2 protein-coding genes are annotated in these 1,457 nt (G+C 56.1%); both read right to left on the reverse strand.

Going from position 1 to position 1,457, the window contains the following annotated elements:
- Nucleotides 1-1,086, reverse strand: a 1,086-nt coding sequence (locus RCCGE510_RS32525; protein ID WP_007637822.1) for a DEAD/DEAH box helicase, incomplete at its 3' end; no start/stop codon positions are given.
- Nucleotides 1,083-1,457 (reverse strand): DUF4143 domain-containing protein (locus RCCGE510_RS32530; protein WP_007637823.1); only part of this gene is annotated, 375 nt, incomplete at its 5' end. The genes RCCGE510_RS32530 and RCCGE510_RS32525, both read right to left, overlap by 4 nt.

A 1,457-nucleotide genomic window follows, 5' to 3' on the forward strand; every position in this document is an offset into this window, starting at 1 on the left:
CTTGCGCTTGAGCTCCTGCTTGTCTTCAAGGCCAATCGCCAATTCTGTCCAAACCGCGAGAGGATGTTCTCTAAGCACCTCGTCGGTCAATACGCCGGGCAGGGGACATGCGAGTACAGACGAAAGTTCCGAACGCACATCCTCCAATTTCAGTCGGTCATCTGTTGCGCGTTCCAAGGATTCGTCGATGACCGATTCCGGACCGATAGCGGTCCCGAAAAGGCGGGACGCAACATCTGCTACGGCTTGTGCCCGGTTAGTGTCAGAGCCCTCGCTCGCCATGGTAGCTGAGGTGCCGATGCAGATCGGTGCCTTATCCGGAGTGCAGCGATTGCGAAGCCGGCGGACGAGGATGGCCACGTCAGCGCCTTGGCGGCCGCGATATGTATGCAACTCATCGAGAACGATGAAATCCAGGCCGCTCGCGTTCTCAATAACCTTGGTATCGAGGCTGTCTTGTCTCGTCAGAAGCAATTCAGCCATCATGAAGTTGGTCAGCAGAACATCCGGTGGATTATCGGCGATCTGTTGCCGTTCTTCATGGTTTTCCTGCCCGGTGTAACGTCGCACTACCGGCCTGAATTCACTTGGCAACCCCGACTGAGAGATGAATCTTTCGATCTCGTTCATCTGGCTATTGGCTAGCGCGTTCATCGGATAAACGATGATTGCACTGGTTTTGCGCGGCTTTCCCGCTTTCCGAGCGCGAACAATCCAGTCGACCACCGGCACGAAAAAGCAAAGCGATTTCCCGGACCCGGTTCCGGTTGTGACCACGTAGCTTTGCCCGGCACGAGCTTTGGCGATCGCTTGGGCCTGGTGCCGGTGAAATCGTAACGGCGTTGGTCCAAACCGGAATATTTTGCCAGTTGCTTCGTCGAGATCACCTGAGGCGACAAGCTCATCGGCAGTTGGCCCCTGAAGAAAACGAGGGTTGATGGACAGCAGCGCCTCCGGCCAAAAGCGACCTTCATCATATTGCCGATCGATTTCGGCCTTCAGATCATCGGATCGAACGGCGCTAAATGACCTCGAAAAACGGGCATAAGATTCGATAAGCCGATGGTCGAATTCGAATGCCTTCATTGCTCGCCGTGCCCCCGATACTTAGTGCTCTCTATGCCCGATGATTGAGCTTGTTCCCAAAGACAAGATAAAGGGGCAGCTGCCAGCCTGCCACCGAATGGCACGAAATCGGTGCTGTCATAGAGGACGACGCCGAAGGCGAACCGCTCTTTGCATGCGTCAGCTAGGGTCCGTAGCCCAGCGAAGTCGCTGGACTTCACTGTCGCCGAAGCCTTCACCTCGATACCGACGATCATGCCGTCATCCCGCTCTAGCACGATGTCCACCTCGTGCATGTCCCGATCCCGGAAATGATGAGGCACCAGCCGCAGTTCGGAAGCTGTCATCAGCTTCATCACTTCGGAGAGGACGAAGGTCTCGAGCAGCGCCCC

The sequence above is a fragment of the Rhizobium sp. CCGE 510 genome (genome assembly GCF_000292525.1).
Classification (GTDB): domain Bacteria; phylum Pseudomonadota; class Alphaproteobacteria; order Rhizobiales; family Rhizobiaceae; genus Rhizobium.